Origin of the sequence: Bacillus sp. es.034 (assembly GCF_002563655.1) — a bacterium.
GTDB lineage: Bacteria > Bacillota > Bacilli > Bacillales > Bacillaceae_B > Rossellomorea.
The window spans coordinates 3,226,411-3,244,240 of the sequence record NZ_PDIY01000001.1; the positions used below are offsets into that span (position 1 = coordinate 3,226,411).

Here is a 17,830-nt window from a genome sequence, read left to right on the forward strand (position 1 = left end):
AAAAATCTCCCATTCCGATTTATGAATGGAAGATGCACGTTATTGAACCTTCTGCAGCGGAAGGACCTGTTTATTATGAATGAAATCAAGCGCCAGCCGATTAAATTCAGTCGGCCTTTCTACATTGCAAACGTGTCCGCAACCGTCAAGGAACACTTTCACAGCAGAAGGATCTCCTTTGGTATCTTCATCAAGAGAACGGACAAACAGATGATCTTCTTTTCCAGTAATGTACAGTTTCGGGATGTGTGAAGCCCTTTCCTGCACAGAGGCATAGGTGGATTTCACAAAGGGGGTAAGCTGATACCACCCCAGAAAATCTTTCCGTTTCATTTTCTTCGCTTCCCGAATAAATAATTTCCTCGAAATTCTATGATTTTTTTTGGGCATCATGACGTATGCGAATAATTTATATAACCACATGAATGGAATCATGCCCTTGATCGCATGCCCCGCTTGCAGTAAAGAGTTTGAGAATAAAGTGAAACGAGTGATGCAACCACCAAGAACCGCCGTTTGCACCCGATCTGGAACTTGCTGCATCAGTTCATGAATAACCACTGAACCAAGAGATATACCGATAAAGTGAGCTTGTCCAACCCCAATTTCATCCAGAACCTTTACGATCTCACGAACAATTAAATTGATTGTAAATGGTTCATTATAGGTATCAACCCCTGGTGAATTTCCATGACCGGGCAAATGAACCGTCACGACGTTATAATGATTTTTAAACGTTTCCATTTGTTTGCAGAAAATACTCGAGGTCCCTCCGATTCCATGAAGGAAAACCACATATTCTTTGCCGACTCCCTGATGTACAGTGTATTCTAGCATCCATTTCTCCTTATAAACAGCACAACCTACCAAAAACTTGGAATGAATCAGGTAATCAATCAGGCACCGCTTTCTTCTACTATCATCTTCTTTAATAGAGAAACCGTATATTTTGATCCAATCACATGATACTCCCGACGTTTTTGAAGCCTTACCTTAATGTATCTTATATTCTATCTTATCCAGTTGTTCCTGTCATATAGAAACAAAAGAAATTCCGAACATTTTGTGATGATTGAAGTTATGGGTGGCCATTATCACATCGGAAGTGGAAATAGAGGTGAATTTCTCTACGATCTTTGGACATACGTCTTTCTCCTCAGCTGTCATATTTCATTCATACAATCTTCACATACCCTTTTCATTCCTCACCATTTCCATTCACATTCATTTTATACCCTTTAGATGAGCTTAAATCAGAAGGGAGAAAATAGAATGAATACACTAGTTAGAAATATTTGTTTATCAGCAGCCATTGTAGGGATCGGAGCCGGTACGGTTCAGACTGCCTCTGCGCAATCAGGTCACCCACCAATGAATGACAACAAATTTCTGAACATCGCCCACAGAGGGGGATCAGGTTACGCCCCTGAACACACGCTGCCATCCTATCAATTAGGTGACGAAATGGGCGGAGACTACATAGAACTTGATCTACAAATGACAAAAGACGGTAAATTGGTTGCCATGCATGACGAAACACTAGATCGAACAACGAATGGGAGTGGACTTGTTAAGGATTATACGTTGAATCAAATCAAAGAATTGGATGCGGGTTCCTGGTTCAATCGGATGTATCCAGATAAGGCCAAGTCAGAATATAACGGTCTTAAAGTACAGACTCTCGAAGAAGTCATCCAATATTTTGGTAAAGACAAGCATTATTATATTGAAACAAAGTCACCTGAAGTATATCCCGGAATGGAGGAAAAATTACTTATGATATTAGAAGACTATAATCTTACTAGACAGAACGGTCCTTCTAGTAAAGTGATCATTCAGTCTTTTAGTGAAGCAAGCCTTCAAAAAGTTCATGACATGAATGCAGACATCCCCCTTGTCCAGTTAATTGATTATAAGAAGGATGCAACCATCACGGATGAAGAGCTTGACCATTATGAGGAATACGCCGTGGGTCTTGGAATGAGTTATAAAAAAATTGATGAAGCATATGTCGAAAAAGTACGGGAACATGATCTTCTTATCCACCCATACACTGTCCTTGAAAAAGAAGATATGAAAAGATTGATTGAGTGGGGAGTGACGGGAATGTTCACTAACTATCCTGATCGCTTAGAAGAAGTATTAAAAGAAATGAAGAAGAAATAGTCATTAATACAGAAGAGAGCTGCCATGATAGGCAGCTCTCTCTATTTATCTTTGCTTATATTCATATTTAACAAATAATGGAAGAAAAAGGGAAATAACAAACGCCATGAGAACGATAAGGCCGAATGTCAACGGTTTCGATAGCCCTTGGGCAGGTGCGATTAATAAACCGAATACTACAGCAGGTACGATAATAAGTAGGGAAACAATAAATTTTGAAACAAAATTGATTGTATGCCTCTTTCCACATTGGCTGCACTCAATCGGTTTATAGGAACCCCAAATTGAAAATACTATCTCTTTCCACTTAAATTGATTACTACATACATTACATTTCTGCAAAGCTTTGCCCCCTATATGAAACAACTACTTTTTCTCTAGTTTACCATTTTCAGCTTGGGAGTAATAGATGATATTTGGGTCCGTCCCTAGAAAAGATGTAGATACAGGCAGGGATTTTCACATTTTATTCGAATATTGTACTATAACACTAATTGGTAAGGAGTAACTGCATTGATACAATCTTTCAAATTAAATGTTCAAACATTTGGTCAAAAAATGCCTGTTTATATTTTTCAAGTCGATGATGTTCTTGTAGACACAGGACCATATAGTATGAAAAACGAAGTTCGTACGATCTTCAAAGAGCTTCCGATAAAACGGGTCATCCACACCCATCACCATGAAGATCATACCGGCAATAGTGCTTGGATTGAACGATTTTATTCCCTTCCTCAATGGATTCATCCCCTGGGAATCGATAAATGCAATCAAAGTACCAAACTGCCCTTCTACAGGGCCATGTACTGGCATAACCGTGCTTCGTTTCATCCTATGGCTCTTCAAGAGGCTACATTTGAGACCGAACACCATTCGTTTCAAATCGTCCATACTCCCGGTCATGCTGAGGATCATATTGTCCTGATCGATGAAAAAAAAGGGATTTGCTTCTCCGGGGATTTATATTTATTTCATTCTCCCACGTCTAATTTCTCTTTCGAATCGGTACCAGAATTGATTCGTTCCATAAACAAAGTCCTAATGTATTCCTTTGAAGAGGTGTATTGTTCTCATCAAGGGTACCTGAAGCACGGTAGAAAGCTGCTCGAGAAGAAACGGGATTACCTTCTCCGCCTCCAGGAATCTGTCAAACATGCTCACCTGGAGGGGAAATCAGCCAAGGAAATACGTAAAAGCCTCCTCCCGAAAAACAAACTGTTTCAATACATCTCTTTCTTTGAAAATTCTCCAACACACACCATCAAGTCAATCATCAAAGAAATATCCTAGATGAAAGGTCCGTCCCTCACAGAGGGACGGACCTTTCATCTAAACATTTTCGATATGTGTAAGCTTTCGCCTGAAATCAAACTTGTTGATGATATCCAAGATTCTTGTAGCGATAAATTGACATGCGATGGCGAATAGAATGATTTTCAGATCGACTACGATCCCTGTTAACAATAATACGCTGCCATTTATTCCGAATAACGTCTTCCCCGGTGAGTATCCTTTCAGCTTTGAAATGATCAGGGCTAAAATGTCCATGCCCCCGGAGGATGCACCCATCCTGAATAGGACTCCGACCCCGACTCCAAAAAGGATGCTTCCAATGAGAAGATCCACCAATACAAATGAAACAGTCCCCGTCACCAATGGATCTGCCGCATCCACCACCACTGAGGTGACTGTTACGCAATACATGGTCCAGAAGGCATTTCCCTTTCCCAGCCACTTCACAGCTGCACCCAATAAACACGCGTTCATTACCCACAATGTAACCGCAAAGGGGACATGGAGTAAATAGTTTAATAGCACACTCACACTTGCTGCACCACCGGAAGGGATGAAGTGGGGAAACAAAAACACTGACATAGTCAAACCCTGTATGGTTGATGCCAACCCTAAAATACCTGCTTTTCTCAACACACCCATATGTACATTGCTCCCAATTCTGTAAGAACTCTATTTTATAGTTTAGTAGTTCGTATCAGAATCTTCAACACCTAATTACTCATGGAAGCAGTGAATCATTCACATATGAGAGACTATCTGCTGAACATCATTATACCTGCCCCATCTTGTTTGACACCTTCCGTTCATGCTCAATCAACCATTTCTTCCGGTTAAGACCTCCTGCATATCCTGCTAAATCACCATTTGCCCTGATCACTCTGTGACAAGGTATGATGATGGCGAGCTGGTTACAACCGTTTGCCCTGGCCACTGCACGGACGGCGGCGGGATGATCAATATTTTGGGCGACCTCGGTATATGATCTTGTTTCTCCAATTGGAATTCTTTTTAGCTCCCTCCATACATTTCTTTGGAATGGAGATCCACTCATATGGATAGGAGTGGTAAACGCTGACAAGTTCCCGTTAAAGTAAGCGTCCAGTTCCTTTTCTATAGAACGAAGTGGTTCTGATGTGCCCGGGATGATTACTGACTTTGTTTTATGCCTCAACCTTTCCACTTCCCGTTCCAGGCCACGCCTGTCAACAAACTCTAATAAATGAAGTTTCTTTTCATCAGAAATCCCGATCATCGGCCCGAGTCTGGTATCGATCCACGCTGTTTTTAACACAGTATTATGTCCGGAGCAAGCCGGAGCTGAACCCATTATTTTTGAAAAAGCGTCTCTAAATCCGCTTGCTGATTCATAACCGGTTACATGTTGGGCGTCAATGACTTTGGCACCAGATCTGATTTCTTTCATGGCCAGCCCCATCCTGCGTGCTCTCGCATATTCAACAAATGTCATGCCAAACCTTTTCTTAAATTGGCGCCGGGCAGTGGATGCATCCACCGATAATTGCTGAAAATCCTTATCCTTCCAGCGCTTCTCCGGATTTTCCTCAACAGCCTCCACTAACATTTTCACCACTTCCGATACACTATTCGGGTGAGATAATGGTTTACATCTCTTACAAGGACGATAAGATGAAAGCAATGCTTGCTCTGCTGTCTCAAAGAATTCACAGTTCTCGAATTTCGGTTTTCTGGCTGGACAAGAAGGTCTGCAAAACACTCCTGTTGTCTTCACTCCCACGAAAAATACACCCTCATAATCCACTCTCTTGTCTACCAATGCGTTATAATACTCTGTTTGCAATTCATGCGAAATCACACTCGAGTCCCCCCTACATCCATTTCGTAATCCTATTAATCCTATTAATCCTATTATACATACATCAAAAAGCGATGCAGACGAAAATCAGGCATCCATTTTTTCAAGAGGGACGGACCTCCGAATTTTTCGTTTAATAAGCAGGGATTCCCCCTCCTAATAGATAATCTATTACTATAACCAATTATGCTGATATAAGGAGTTTTTCGTATGAACCTTTCCACCGGACAATGGAATAAGGCAAAAGATTATATCCGACAGAATGCACGGCCTCTTGAACAGAAGTTATTCAACTTTCACTTTGAAGAAGGAAGTAAAGATGAAGCCATCCAAGAGTTATCTTGTTTTCAAAATGAAGACGGAGGATTCGGGCGGTCAATCGAACCTGACTTTCGCCTGGACAAATCCTCTCCACTTGCTACCACCATTGGATTACAAAAGGCAAAGGAATTAAGACTCCCCGCGTTTCATCCTATCGTTCAAAAGGCTATGAATTATTTACAAAACGAATACGATGAAGAAAACGAAGGTTGGAATGCTGTACCCGAAGAGGTCAATTCAGCGCCTCATGCACCATGGTGGCATTTCGATCCTGAGAGGGGTCATTGCGGCGTCCAAACGACTTGGGCAAATCCAAATGCAGAAATCGTAGGATATTTCCATCGGTTTCAACCTGATCATCCCCGTCTTCAAGAATGGACGGAAAAGGCGGTCAGTGAACTTACTGGATTAATCGAGCCAATCGACATGCATGATTTCCTCTGTTACGAAAGGTTGTTAAGTGAAGTGGAGGGGAAAACCAAATCCACTCTATTCAACATTCTCTCGACGAATGTGCGTAAAACGGTTTGCACGGATCCTGAGAGGTGGAATGAATATGTAGCAAAACCGCTTCAGCTAGCAAGTGAACCTTCATCACCCTTTTATGAGATATTGGAGGATGTCATTAAGATACAATTGGAGAAGGAGTTAGAAGCGCAACACCATGACGGGTTCTGGCAGCCCACTTGGTCATGGTTTGGGCACTACGAAGAAACATGGCCCCTTGCGGAAACGGAATGGCGGGGAATTTTGACCGTGGATATGTTAAAAGTCTTCAAGGCGCATCATATGATGTAACCAATTGAAAGATAGTATTCTTCTATTGTCTCCACAAAAAAACTCGGGAAGACAACTGTCTTCCCGAGCTTTTCCCACTCACTTAAAGTTCTTCTCAAACCATCTCTTCGCTTCATCCACCTCTTCACGGCGAAGCTCATGCCCTCCATCTGTCCAAAACTCAGTAACGGAAGAATGTGCCTTTTTCAGGTTTTCCACCAGTTCCTTTGTTTCATTCAAAGGTATAAGTGGATCGCGCTTACCGGCACCAATAAAGACCGGGACACCGGATAAATCCGGCAGTTCGATCCCGCGTCTTGGTACCATGGCATGAAACAGGATACACGCTTTCAATGATTCTTTTATATGGTACATCATGCTTGCCGCAATGTTTGCTCCATTCGAATAGCCCAAGGCAACTACATTTCCACGGTCAAATTCATAGTCATTCGCGCTTTCATCAATAAATTGTTTCAATTCATTGGTACGGAATACTAAATCCTCTTCATCAAAGACCCCTTCCCGCAAGCGGGCAAAAAAACGGGCCATTCCATTCTCATCCACGTTCCCCTTTACGCTTAAAACGGAGGCTTCCGGTGCAATCATTTCGGCAAGGGGCAATAAATCGCGTTCATCTCCCCCTGTCCCATGCAGCAGCAAAAGTGTAGGGAGATCTTTGTTTCCTTGCTTGAAAATATGTTTCAAGAGATTGTCCTCCTTATTCTTTCGTATCCAATGGTTTTAGTTTCGCTTCAATCGATTCTCTTTGGGTTTCAAAATATGGTGGAAGAGATAGATTTTGTCCTAATGTATCAAAGTCCTCATCCGTTTCAAAGCCTGGACCGTCTGTTGCAAGTTCGAATAGAATGCCATTTGGTTCACGGAAATAGAGGGAACGGAAATAGTAGCGCTCCACAAACCCTGAGTTTGGCAGGCGGTTTTCTGTAATCCACCCTACCCACTTTTGTAACTCAGTTTCGTCTTCAACCCGGAATGCTACGTGGTGGACGCTTCCTCTTCCCGGTCTTTCCTGAGGGAGATCATTCCGTTCTTCAAGATACACTTCTCCACCTGTTCCGCCTTCCCCTGTTTCAAATACCCGGATATCGGCTTGGCCTTCTATGTCGGAAGGAAAGCTTCCAGTTTCTTTAAAGCCGAGAACATCTTTCAATATAGCAGCTGTGCTCTCCCCACGAGCGACGGTTAATGTGATAGGACCTAAACCGACAACCCCATGTTCAACTGGAACCGGACTCTTATCCCAGGGCTTCCCGCCGGACACTCCTTCATTCGTTTCATCAGATACGAGCATGAGGCGCTGACCTTCAAAATCACGGAAGCTTATTGTAGATCGGCCGGTGTGATGAGATATATCATCATGATCGACTCCGAGCTCTTCAAAACGCTGTTTCCAGTAAGACAATGAGTCATCCGTCTTTACCCTCAGTGCCGTCAATGAAATACTGTTCGTTCCTTTATATGTGTTTCCTGCATGTGGAATCTCAAAGAATGTAAGGTCCGTCCCTGGATTCCCTCTTTCATCTGCATAAAATAGGTGATAAACAGAGGTGTCATCTTGATTGATGGATTTTTTCACTAATCTTAATCCGAGGGTTTTTGTATAAAATTCATAATTTTTCTTTGCATTTGCTGTTATGGCAGAAACGTGATGCTGCCCTTTTAATGGTTTTAGGTTCATTTTTTTCACTCCTTAAGGGATAGTATTACCTTATAGATGTATCATACACGATAATTATCTTTAATTCAAGATATTTTATTTCAGAGTTTTTATCGCTTCTCATAGTGAAAAGAAGCGCAATGAATATAAAAAAACATCCATACAAGTTGTAAGGATGCCTATAATCCGTTTGTTTATGCTTCATTGTTTTTAATCGTTAAAGCTTGAGACAATGTTGAGGTGATGGTGAGACTTTCGAAATTCAATCCAAGTTGAACCGCGGTTTGAGCGATTTCAGGTCGCAGTCCCGAAAGAATTGGTTTCACCCCAATGAGTTGAAGTGCGTCAATCAGCTGAAAAATCTGATGAGCTACCATCGTATCAATTAATACGACACCGGATAAATCGATGAACAATTGGGAAACTTCCATATGGACACATTGCTCCAAGGCGTTTTCTAAGATCAGTTCCGCCCTTGTAGGATCGATGTTACCTACAAGAGGTAACAGAGCCGTATGTGAATTCAGGGAAATGACCGGTGAGCTAAGTTCATTAATGATTTCCTGCTGATTCTGGAGCTGTTGTTCCATAACTTCAGACTGTAACTCCACAAAACGCATCATGACACGGTCGAATGCTTCAATGATCACCTTGCTCCATAAATTAAATTTATTAAATATACCCTCATCCAAATGAGAATCTGCAAATTCTTTTAAAAAATCCAGGTATTGATTTCTTACCCTCATAAATTCCTTGAGGATATGATGGGTGGGAGTATCTAAATGTTCCTTATCATTAGCAAGGGTTAAGACCCATTCGTCAATATTCTTACTAAACGTTTCTCTATCTTCTGCAAACACGTTGCAGAGAATTCCGTGAAAATCAAAATTTTGCTTTTTTAATTTTTCAATCACTTTCGGATCGGTGGAAGAATATACCCCACTGGTTGCACTTTTGTCCAGCGATTCATACCATTCATCTGTCAATTGACGAGCCTTGCCCAATAAAAATGTATGTACTTCTTTGTTTCTATGCATGTATGATTCCTCCAATAATATCCATCAAAATATTCTGTTACCTCTTCCCAATCTGACGTTATGAGTAGTCGGGATATCATACTCTTTTCAAGTGGAATGTTCAAACCTATCTTTTCTCTCCTTCTATTATATAACACATTCATGTTTCTATGTCATTCAGAGGCCACCCCGGTAATGAATATACTGTGAAATGGTAAGGAAAAAAACGGATCATATGCTGGAAAAGTAAAGAAGTAAGTATAATAAGCATTTTCGAATAATATTACATTATTTTGTAAACCCCCTCTACAATTCACAATATAAAGTGTATAATGGGGGTATTAACAGAGAAGCAGACAGCAAGGGTATGTCTCGATATACTATTTTGATGTATAGGGATCTACTATTAGAAACCAACCTCTAATCTTAATATGATGTCGTATTCTTACTACTTAGTCATATGTCAAAATAGTTGGGAGCTGATGGAAGAATGAATGACAATCTGACAAGAAAGTGTATCGAAACGCTTGCTATCCAAAGTGCCTATCATTTTTGCGAGACTATAGGTCTCAAACCGAGTTTACTTAATTTGACGATGATCACAGGATTTTCTGAAGAAAAGATCCTCGAAATACTTGAAACAAAGTTTAGTAATCAAAGTGTAAGAACAGAAGATCACTCTTTCTAAATCTGTGTTTCCCCTTTATTACTCTACAAGCCGATTTCCCTTCATCTCTAACATTACGTTTTGCCATTTCCAAAACATCCATAAATAGCAGTCTACTTTCATTAATGACCATAAATAAAAAGAAAAAGGCAGCTCCATTTCTGGAAGTTGCCTTTTTAATAGGGTGATCATAATACATTAAAATATCTTGCTTCCGGATGGGCGAAAACCATGGCCGTTACCGATGCTTCTGGTTCCATCATGCATCCGTCTGTTAGTTGGATCCCGATTTTTTCAGGTTCGAGAAGCTTAAACAGCTTCTTCTGATCTTCAAGCTCTGGACACGCAGGATACCCAAATGAAAAACGTTGACCTTGATAATGGGTACGGAACCGGTCCTGCATCGTAAAGTCTACGGGATCCGGGAAACCCCATCGGCTTCTCATCATTTCATGAACCCTTTCAGCCAGCCCTTCTGCTGTTTCCAAGGCAATGGCCTGCAATGCGTGACTTTCCAGGAACCTCCCTGCTTCTTTCAACTCCTTAGCCCATTGCCTGATTTTCACCCCGGCCGTTACGGCGAAGAATCCGACATAATCCATTTCCCCACTTTCAACCGATTTCAAATAATCCGCTAAACACAATTGCTGATTCCCTGGTTGCCTCGGGAAATGAAATCGTTCCACTTCTGTTGATGAATCTTCCGGATGATAAATGACAACATCATCACCATCGGACTGAGCAGGAAAGAATTGATATCGTGCAGATGCATGGATCATCCCTTGCCTTTTTGCTTTTTGGAACAACTCATCCGTTACGGCTTTCAGGCGGATCGTTCGTTCATCCCCTTCTTCCAGCAATCTTGAAATCTTCCCTTTCATGCCCAAATGATGACCAAGAAGCATTTGCTGATTGATATAGGGGTGGATTTGATCCAGCGAAAATTCCTTTATAGTATGAGGTTTCAAGTCTGGTGGGACATGAACCTTAACATCCTTTGATACGGCTGAACGCACTTTCACTGCAACGGATGATGTGGCTCGACCAGACGTTTCATCATGGACTACGAGCCTTCTTTGTTTCTCACGGCTTTCCTCTTCCAGTTGCAGCCTTGTTTCTTCATGCTGGATTCCATTCATGATACTCAACCCATCCATTGCATCCTTGGCATAAAGGACCAGCCCGTCGTATTCCCTGCCGATTTTGTTTGTAGTGAACTTCCTGGTGAGGGCTGCTCCCCCGACGACAAGAGGAACTGAAATATCGGACTGTTTTAAATCTTGAGCAGTGATGACCATTTGTTGAGCAGACTTCACCAAGAGACCGGACAAACCTACGATGTCAGGCTTTTCTTCCCGTATGACCCCGATCAGTTCCTGCGGAGTTACTTTAATGCCTAAATCAATCACTTCATATCCATTATTACTGAGAATGATATCTACAAGATTTTTACCGATATCATGAACATCCCCCTTAACCGTAGCCAAAATTACTTTGCCCTTGGATGAGGAACTTTCCGTTTGTTCCATATATGGTTCCAAATGAGAGACGGACGCTTTCATGACCTCGGCACTCTGTAATACCTCGGCAACGATCAGCTGGTTATCATTAAATAATCTTCCAACTTCGCTCATTCCGGCCATAAGTGGGCCATTGATGATATCGAGGGGGGCGTCGTATTTTTCCAAAGCAATGTTTAAATCAGCTATCAACCCCTCTTTCGTGCCTTCCACGACATAATGGGCCAAACGTTCTTCTAAGGTCATTGTGTTTACAGGAGCCTTTACTTCTTTCTTTTTCCCCCTGTAAAATGCTGTGAATTCAGCAAGGGATTCATCCGTCGTTTCAAATAAAAGCTTCTCAGCCATACGGACTTCCTCCTGTGGAATTGAGGCAAAGCGCTCTAACTTTTCCGTGTTGACTATGGCATAGTCGAGTCCAGCCTTTGTACAGTGGTAAAGGTATACAGCATTGAGGACTTCCCTTCCGACAGGGGGCAGCCCGAATGAAACATTGCTGACGCCAAGGATATGAGGGCAGTCAGGCAAGGCTTCTTTAATCTTCTTGATTCCTTCCACCGTACTATTGGCTGATCCTATATATTGCTGATCCCCCGTACCGACAGGGAATACGAGGGGGTCAAAGATGATGTCTTCGGAAGCTATCCCATATTTCTCCGTTAGCAATTCATGTGAACGAAGGGCAATGTCCACCTTTCTCTCAACAGACACCCCCATTCCTTTTTCATCGATCGTCCCGACCACCACTGCCGCTCCGTAGGCTTTCATCAGTTTAGTGACCTTTGCAAATCTTTCTTCTCCGTCTTCCAGATTAATTGAGTTAATGATCACTTTTCCTTGAGAAAATTTCAAAGCGGCCTCAAGCACCTTCTCATCCGTTGAATCGATGACTAGCGGGACCTTTACTTTCTTGACCACTTCCTGGATAAAGACGTTCATGTCCTCTACTTCTTCCCGGTCTGGATCAGCAAGGCAGATATCGATTACCTGAGCACCGTTTTTCACCTGGGCCCTTGCAATCTCTGAAGCTTCTTCTATCTTATTCTCTGCAATCAATCGTTTGAATTTACGTGAACCGATGACATTCGTCCGTTCCCCGACCAGAATCGGTCTTCTGTCTTCATCCTCATAGATGAAGGCTTCAATTCCCGACACCGCATGGGGATGAGACACATTGGGCTTACGTGGTGGGAATCCTTTCACCACCTCTGAAAGGGCACGTATATGCTCCGGTGTCGTCCCACAGCACCCTCCTACAAGATTCAGCCAACCTTTCTCGGCGAAACCTTTCATCTTTACGCTGAGGGAATCAGCTGTTTCATTATAGTTCCCTTCTTCATCCGGAAGACCTGCATTCGGATAACAGCTTACATAGGTAGTGGCTAAATCCGATAATGAACGGACGTGGTCTCGCATGAATTCCGGCCCCGTTGCACAGTTCAGGCCAACGACCAAAGGCTTTAAATGTTCAAGGGATAAATAAAATGATTCGATTGTCTGTCCTGCCAGTGTAGTGCCCATGGGCTCAATGGTTCCGGATAACAAAATCGGGATTTCTTTCCCTCTGGAGTCAAAAGCCGTTCGAATGCCGAGGTTCGCTGCTTTTACATTTAAAGCATCCTGACTCGTTTCAAGTAATAGTACATCCACTCCTCCATCAAGAAGTCCTTCTGCTTGGACACGGTAGTTGTCTGCCAGTTCATCAAAGCTCACTCCCCCTGTCACGGATAACGTTTTCGTAGTTGGACCAAGCGATCCTGCAACGAACCTTGGCCAATCGGAAGTCGAGACATCTTCTACTGCTCTCCTGGCGATTTCGGCTGCAACTTTGTTGATTTCGTATGCTTTATAGCCTAAATCATATTCGTCGAGTACGATGGGGGTTGCGCCAAAGGTATTCGTTTCAACCACATCAGCCCCCGCTTTCAAATATTCCAGATGGATCTGATAGATTACCTCCGGCGCTGTCAATACAAGATTTTCATTACACCCTTCCAGTTCTTCCCCTCCGAAATCTTCCGGGGATAAATTTGCTTGTTGAAGCATCGTCCCCATTGCTCCATCAAGTACGAGTATTTTTTTTCTAAGCTGTTCTTCAAACAATGTGATGGCCATAGGGAACCTCTCTTTCAGTGTTGGTTTTCTCTTGAATATGATGAAACAGTTCAACGCTCATATCATATCTTACAAAAGGTGTAATCAGATATATGCCATTAAACAGCTGGATTGCTGTATCCAGCAAGTCTTTGGCTATCTCCATTCCGATTGCTCGAGCTATGACGGGATCATTTCCTGCTTCCTTCATTCTTTGTCTCGTTTCTTCCGGCACATTGATGCCTGGTACTTCATGATGAAGAAATTCTGCGTTTCTTGAACTGATCAAGGGCATGATACCGATGAAGATCGGAATATCCAGATGCTTCGTCGCTTCATATACTTGAATCAGCTGTTCATTCCCAAAGATTGGTTGAGAAATAAAATAGTCGGCTCCGGCTTTCTTTTTCTTTTCCAGCCTTTTCACAGAGGCGTCTAAATGACGAAAGTTTGGATTAAAGGCAGCCCCAACTGAAAATTGAGTCCGCTCCCGCAGTGACTTACCTGAAAACGATATTCCCTCATTATTCTGTTTAATGAGTTCTATAAGTTCCAGGGAAGAAAGGTCATAAACGGATGCAGCACCAGGAAAATCCCCGATCTTGGCAGGATCACCGGTTATCGCTAATAGATTGTGGATCCCTAATGTGTGCAAGCCCATTAAATGGGATTGAAGTCCGATCAGATTTCGATCACGGCAAGTGATGTGCACGAGAGGTGTAAGATCGTATTTTGACTTCACCAGGCTCCCGATCGCGTCGTTACTGATCCTTGGAGATGCCAGCGGATTGTCGGCAAGTGTGAGTGCGTCAATGCCGGCTTCCTTAAGTGCAGCCGCTCCCTGGAAGAACAGTTTCGTGTCGAGATGCTTTGGTGGATCAAGTTCAACAATGACCGTTTTCTTTTCCCTTACTTGCTCATGCAGCAAACTTTCATTGATGGATGGCGAAGATAATTGAACTACTTTTTTCTTTTTCACTTCTTTTTCCTTCACAGGTTCTCGGCTTTTCAATCTTGAAGCTACAGAACGGATGTGATCGGGGGTGGTTCCACAACATCCCCCAATGATTCTCGCACCCTGCAGGCGTAGTTCATTGCTGATATCCCCAAAGTAATCAGGCTCAGCAGAGTAATAGAATCGACCTTCTTCATAGTTTGGGAGACTCGCGTTTGGATAGACGGATAGAAACGCCCTTTTCGGTAAGGGAACTTCCTCTAATGAATTCACCATATGAAATGGTCCCATCCGGCAATTGATTCCGACAACGTCCGCTCCCAATAATTCCAATCGTTGAAGAGCGTCTTTGACTTCCATTCCATTTTGAAGGACCCCTGTTTCATGAAGGGAAACCTGGGCAATGACGGGAATATCCGCTTCACGTTTGGCAATGTTCAGCACGGTGGTCAATTCCTCGAAATCATAATAGGTTTCCAGCAGAATGCCATCAACGCCCTCTAATAATAAGCAGTAAAGTTGTTCCCTGAAGCTTCTTTTAATCTCTTCCAGAGTCACATTTTGTTTAATACCCCTGATTCCCCCGATGGTGCCGAGTATATAAGTGTTTCCAGCGGATGCCTTTCTTGCGAGACGCACAGCGGCTGTATTGATTTCCTTAACCGAATCCTCCAGTCCGTATCTCGAAAGCTTCTGATAATTGGCCCCGTACGTATTGGTCTGTATGATATCGGCTCCGGCATCGATATACTCTTTATGGACTTTCAACACTTCATTTGGGTGAGAAAGATTCAATTCTTCAAAGCATCTGTCCACTCCATATGAATACAACAATGTGCCGATCGCTCCATCTGCAATCAAGATTCTCTCTTTCAATGCTTCCAGCAATGGCTTCATGATCCTGCCTCCCCCTTTACAAATTGATCACGTTGTTTCGATTGATTTTTTGTATACTTTCTAAACCGTTTTGAAGATCCTTTATTAATTCATCCGCGTTTTCAAGACCAACGGATAAGCGCAGTAACCCATCTGTAATCCCTCTTCTCTCTCTTTCAGCCTTAGGCATGGAAGCATGTGACATTCTTGATGGATAGGACAGAATCGATTCGACAGCTCCCAAACTGACGGCGAATACGGGAATGTTTACATGTTTGATGAGTTGCTTCACTTCCTCTTCCCCCTTTAACCGGAAGGAAAGTACCGCTCCGGGACCCTCTGCCTGCCGGACTTGAATTTCACGACCGGGATGATAGCTCAAGCCCGGGTAATACACCTCTTCAACTTCCTTTCTGCCTTCTAGGAAGCTCGCAATCTTATAAGCCGATTCCGAAGATTCCTTCAGTCGGACATGCAATGTTTTCAGCCCCCTTAAGAGCAGCCAGCAATCCTGTACCCCGAGTACTGCCCCAAACGAATTCTGCAGAAAAGCAAGTTTCCCGGCAATCTCTTCATTTCCCGTTACCGCAAGCCCTGCTAAGACGTCACTATGCCCGGCAAGAAACTTCGTCGCACTGTGCAGGACAACATCAACCCCGAGACTGATTGGCCTTTGAAGCAGTGGCGTCATGAAGGTATTATCAAGAAATGTTAAGCAGTCATTTGCCTTGGCAAGCTTCACGACCCCTTCAATATCGGTGATATTCAATAGCGGGTTCGAAGGGGTTTCCATATAAATCACCTTCGTATTGTGCTTAATTGCACAAGCCACCTCATGAAGATCTTTCATATTCACAAAAGAGTATTCTATATCAAATTTAGTAAGGACTTCCGTGATCATCCTGTAGGTCCCCCCATATACTTCCTCCGAGACGAGTACGTGATCCCCACTCGATAATAAAAGGAAGCTTGTTGAGATGGCAGCCATACCGGATGAAAAGGCAAAGCCCCTTACCCCGCCTTCTAATTCCGCTATTGTTTCTTCGACTGTTTCCCTTGTTGGATTCCCCGAGCGGCTGTAGTCATACGTCCCATACCGATCAAAATCCTGTTGATGAAAAGTTGTAGCATGATGAATCGGCGTAGAAACGGCTCCTGTCTCTTTATCAAATCCGCGGGAATGAATGAGTGACGTCTGAAGTGAAAATGGTTTTTTACTCATACGTTAACACCTCTTTTTCCAATTGATGAAAAACATTCTCCAAGTCCTCGATCAGGTCGTCGATAAATTCTATTCCTACAGAAAATCTGAGCAATCTGTTACAGATGCCAAGTCTATTTCGTTCTTCTTCAGGAATGTCGGCATGGGTCTGGGTGGCGGGATAGGTGATAAAGCTTTCAACTCCTCCTAAACTTTCTGCAAATGTAATAATCTTCAGATGTTGTAGGAAAGGGCCGACCCATTCTTCCTTGGCAATGCGAAAGGAAAGCATGCCTCCTTTACCCGGATATAAGACGTCCGATACACAATCATGCCCTGCAAGATATTGGGCTAATCTCCTTGCATTTTTTTCATGCTGAGCCATTCTAAGGCTAAGGGTCTTCATCCCTCTTATTAAGAGCCAACAATCAAATGGGGCAAGGACTGCACCGATTGAATTTTGAATGGTATAGATCTTTTCAGCCAAGTCCTCTGTATTGACAATGACAACTCCGGCCAGAACATCATTATGGCCGCCTAAGTATTTGGTGGCGCTGTGAATAACCAGGTCCGCTCCCTCTTTGAGCGGTTTTTGCAGCATTGGTGTATAAAAGGTATTATCGACGATTAAGAGTAATCCATTCCTCTTTGAAATGCCGGCAACCTCAGAAATACTTGCTTCATTCATTAATGGATTGGTTGGTGTTTCAAGAAAAATAGCCTTCGTGCTCTTCGATATGTGTTCCTCAATAGAATGAGTATCACTTGTATCAACAAAATGAAATTTGATATTATATTGGGCTTCGTACTGAACAAATAAGCGGTAGCTTCCTCCGTAAAGATCCTTCGATACAATCAATTCATCGCCACATGAGAATAAACCAAGGATTGCGTGAATTGCAGCCATTCCCGAACTGAATGCAAATCCTCTATGCCCCTCTTCCAATTGAGCCAGTGTTTCTTCAAGGGTCGCCCTGGTTGGATTCCCTGTTCTCGTATAATCATAACCGGTTGATTCACCGATCCCTTTATGTTCATATGCTGTCGATAGATGAATGGGCAGGCTTACGGCACCAGTAGCTGGATCCTTGCGATTGCCTGCCTGGACAAGCAATGTATCAATATGTTTTTTCAACATCCTTCTCTCCTTTTCGTCCCTAGAAAATGAAAAGGGGAAAAAACAAAAAACCTTCTTATGAAAATAAGAAGGTTTTATACGTTCGTTCTCCCTCTTATCGTCCAAGTTGACATCAACTTGCTGGAATTAGCACCATACCTGTAACTGTGGCTGGTTGCTGAGGTGTCTTCGGGCCAGTCCCTCTACCTCTCTTGATAAGAAACAATATGAAATTGTAAAGTGCTTTCCCATAACTTATACCAAACAGATAAGACTGTCAATGAAAAGTAAGAATTTTTAAATTTATTTTTT

Annotated in this window: 14 protein-coding genes and 1 riboswitch; of the genes, 3 read left to right on the forward strand and 11 right to left on the reverse strand. The window is 42.7% G+C overall.

Translation table 11 applies throughout. The features are described from left to right. Positions 1-39: 39 nt before the first annotated feature. Entirely contained in the window at positions 40-837 is a 798-nt protein-coding gene (locus ATG71_RS16550) for an alpha/beta fold hydrolase (RefSeq protein ID WP_098440621.1), read from the reverse strand. A 435-nt stretch (positions 838-1,272) separates the two neighbouring features. Between ATG71_RS16550 and ATG71_RS16555 the strand changes: the two genes are divergently transcribed. Then, on the forward strand, positions 1,273-2,166 hold the full coding sequence (locus tag ATG71_RS16555; RefSeq protein WP_098440622.1) for a glycerophosphodiester phosphodiesterase: 894 nt from the start codon (positions 1,273-1,275) through the stop codon (positions 2,164-2,166). Between the two features lie 45 nt (positions 2,167-2,211). Here the strand turns inward: ATG71_RS16555 and ATG71_RS24020 are convergent, their stop codons facing one another. Beyond that, a complete protein-coding gene (locus ATG71_RS24020) occupies positions 2,212-2,532 on the reverse strand; it encodes a TIGR04104 family putative zinc finger protein (RefSeq protein ID WP_098440623.1) in 321 nt (106 codons plus the stop codon). 147 nt (positions 2,533-2,679) lie between these two features. Between ATG71_RS24020 and ATG71_RS16565 the strand changes: the two genes are divergently transcribed. Beyond that, on the forward strand, positions 2,680-3,456 hold the full coding sequence (locus ATG71_RS16565) for an MBL fold metallo-hydrolase (RefSeq protein ID WP_098440624.1): 777 nt from the start codon (positions 2,680-2,682) through the stop codon (positions 3,454-3,456). A 39-nt stretch (positions 3,457-3,495) separates the two neighbouring features. On the opposite strand, the gene ATG71_RS16570 is transcribed toward ATG71_RS16565, so the two are convergent. Further along, positions 3,496-4,101: a YitT family protein gene (locus ATG71_RS16570; protein WP_098440625.1), complete on the reverse strand. Its 606-nt coding sequence runs from the start codon at positions 4,099-4,101 to the stop codon at positions 3,496-3,498. Between the two features lie 130 nt (positions 4,102-4,231). Continuing rightward, positions 4,232-5,296, reverse strand: coding sequence for a bifunctional transcriptional activator/DNA repair enzyme AdaA (locus tag ATG71_RS16575; protein ID WP_098440626.1), 1,065 nt, complete (start codon positions 5,294-5,296; stop codon positions 4,232-4,234). Between the two features lie 210 nt (positions 5,297-5,506). Here ATG71_RS16575 and ATG71_RS16580 point away from each other — a divergent pair, with 210 nt between their 5' ends. Next, entirely contained in the window at positions 5,507-6,415 is a 909-nt protein-coding gene (locus tag ATG71_RS16580; RefSeq protein ID WP_098440627.1) for a hypothetical protein, read from the forward strand. A gap of 78 nt (positions 6,416-6,493) precedes the next feature. Here ATG71_RS16580 and ATG71_RS16585 read toward each other — a convergent pair whose 3' ends face one another. From ATG71_RS16585 to ATG71_RS16620, 7 genes are all read right to left on the reverse strand, one after another. Further along, entirely contained in the window at positions 6,494-7,099 is a 606-nt protein-coding gene (locus tag ATG71_RS16585) for an alpha/beta hydrolase (RefSeq protein WP_098440628.1), read from the reverse strand. Between the two features lie 13 nt (positions 7,100-7,112). Beyond that, positions 7,113-8,093: a ring-cleaving dioxygenase gene (locus tag ATG71_RS16590; RefSeq protein ID WP_098440629.1), complete on the reverse strand. Its 981-nt coding sequence runs from the start codon at positions 8,091-8,093 to the stop codon at positions 7,113-7,115. 173 nt (positions 8,094-8,266) lie between these two features. Continuing rightward, positions 8,267-9,109, reverse strand: coding sequence for an STAS domain-containing protein (locus ATG71_RS16595; RefSeq protein ID WP_098440630.1), 843 nt, complete (start codon positions 9,107-9,109; stop codon positions 8,267-8,269). Positions 9,110-9,943: 834 nt separating this feature from the next. After that, positions 9,944-13,390 (reverse strand): methionine synthase, encoded by a 3,447-nt coding sequence (gene metH / locus ATG71_RS16605; RefSeq protein ID WP_098440632.1) that lies wholly within the window; start codon positions 13,388-13,390, stop codon positions 9,944-9,946. Beyond that, positions 13,371-15,221, reverse strand: a complete 1,851-nt coding sequence (locus ATG71_RS16610; protein WP_098440633.1) for a bifunctional homocysteine S-methyltransferase/methylenetetrahydrofolate reductase — start codon at positions 15,219-15,221, stop codon at positions 13,371-13,373. The genes metH and ATG71_RS16610 overlap by 20 nt, the downstream gene beginning before the upstream one ends. A gap of 16 nt (positions 15,222-15,237) precedes the next feature. Continuing rightward, complete coding sequence (metC, locus tag ATG71_RS16615) at positions 15,238-16,422, reverse strand: cystathionine beta-lyase (protein ID WP_098440634.1); 1,185 nt, start codon at positions 16,420-16,422, stop codon at positions 15,238-15,240. After that, positions 16,415-17,539: a methionine biosynthesis PLP-dependent protein gene (locus tag ATG71_RS16620; protein ID WP_098440635.1), complete on the reverse strand. Its 1,125-nt coding sequence runs from the start codon at positions 17,537-17,539 to the stop codon at positions 16,415-16,417. Before ATG71_RS16620 ends, metC begins: the two co-directional genes overlap by 8 nt. 91 nt (positions 17,540-17,630) lie before the next feature. Continuing rightward, a riboswitch (SAM riboswitch) is annotated at positions 17,631-17,740 on the reverse strand. Between the last annotated feature and the right edge of the window lie 90 nt (positions 17,741-17,830).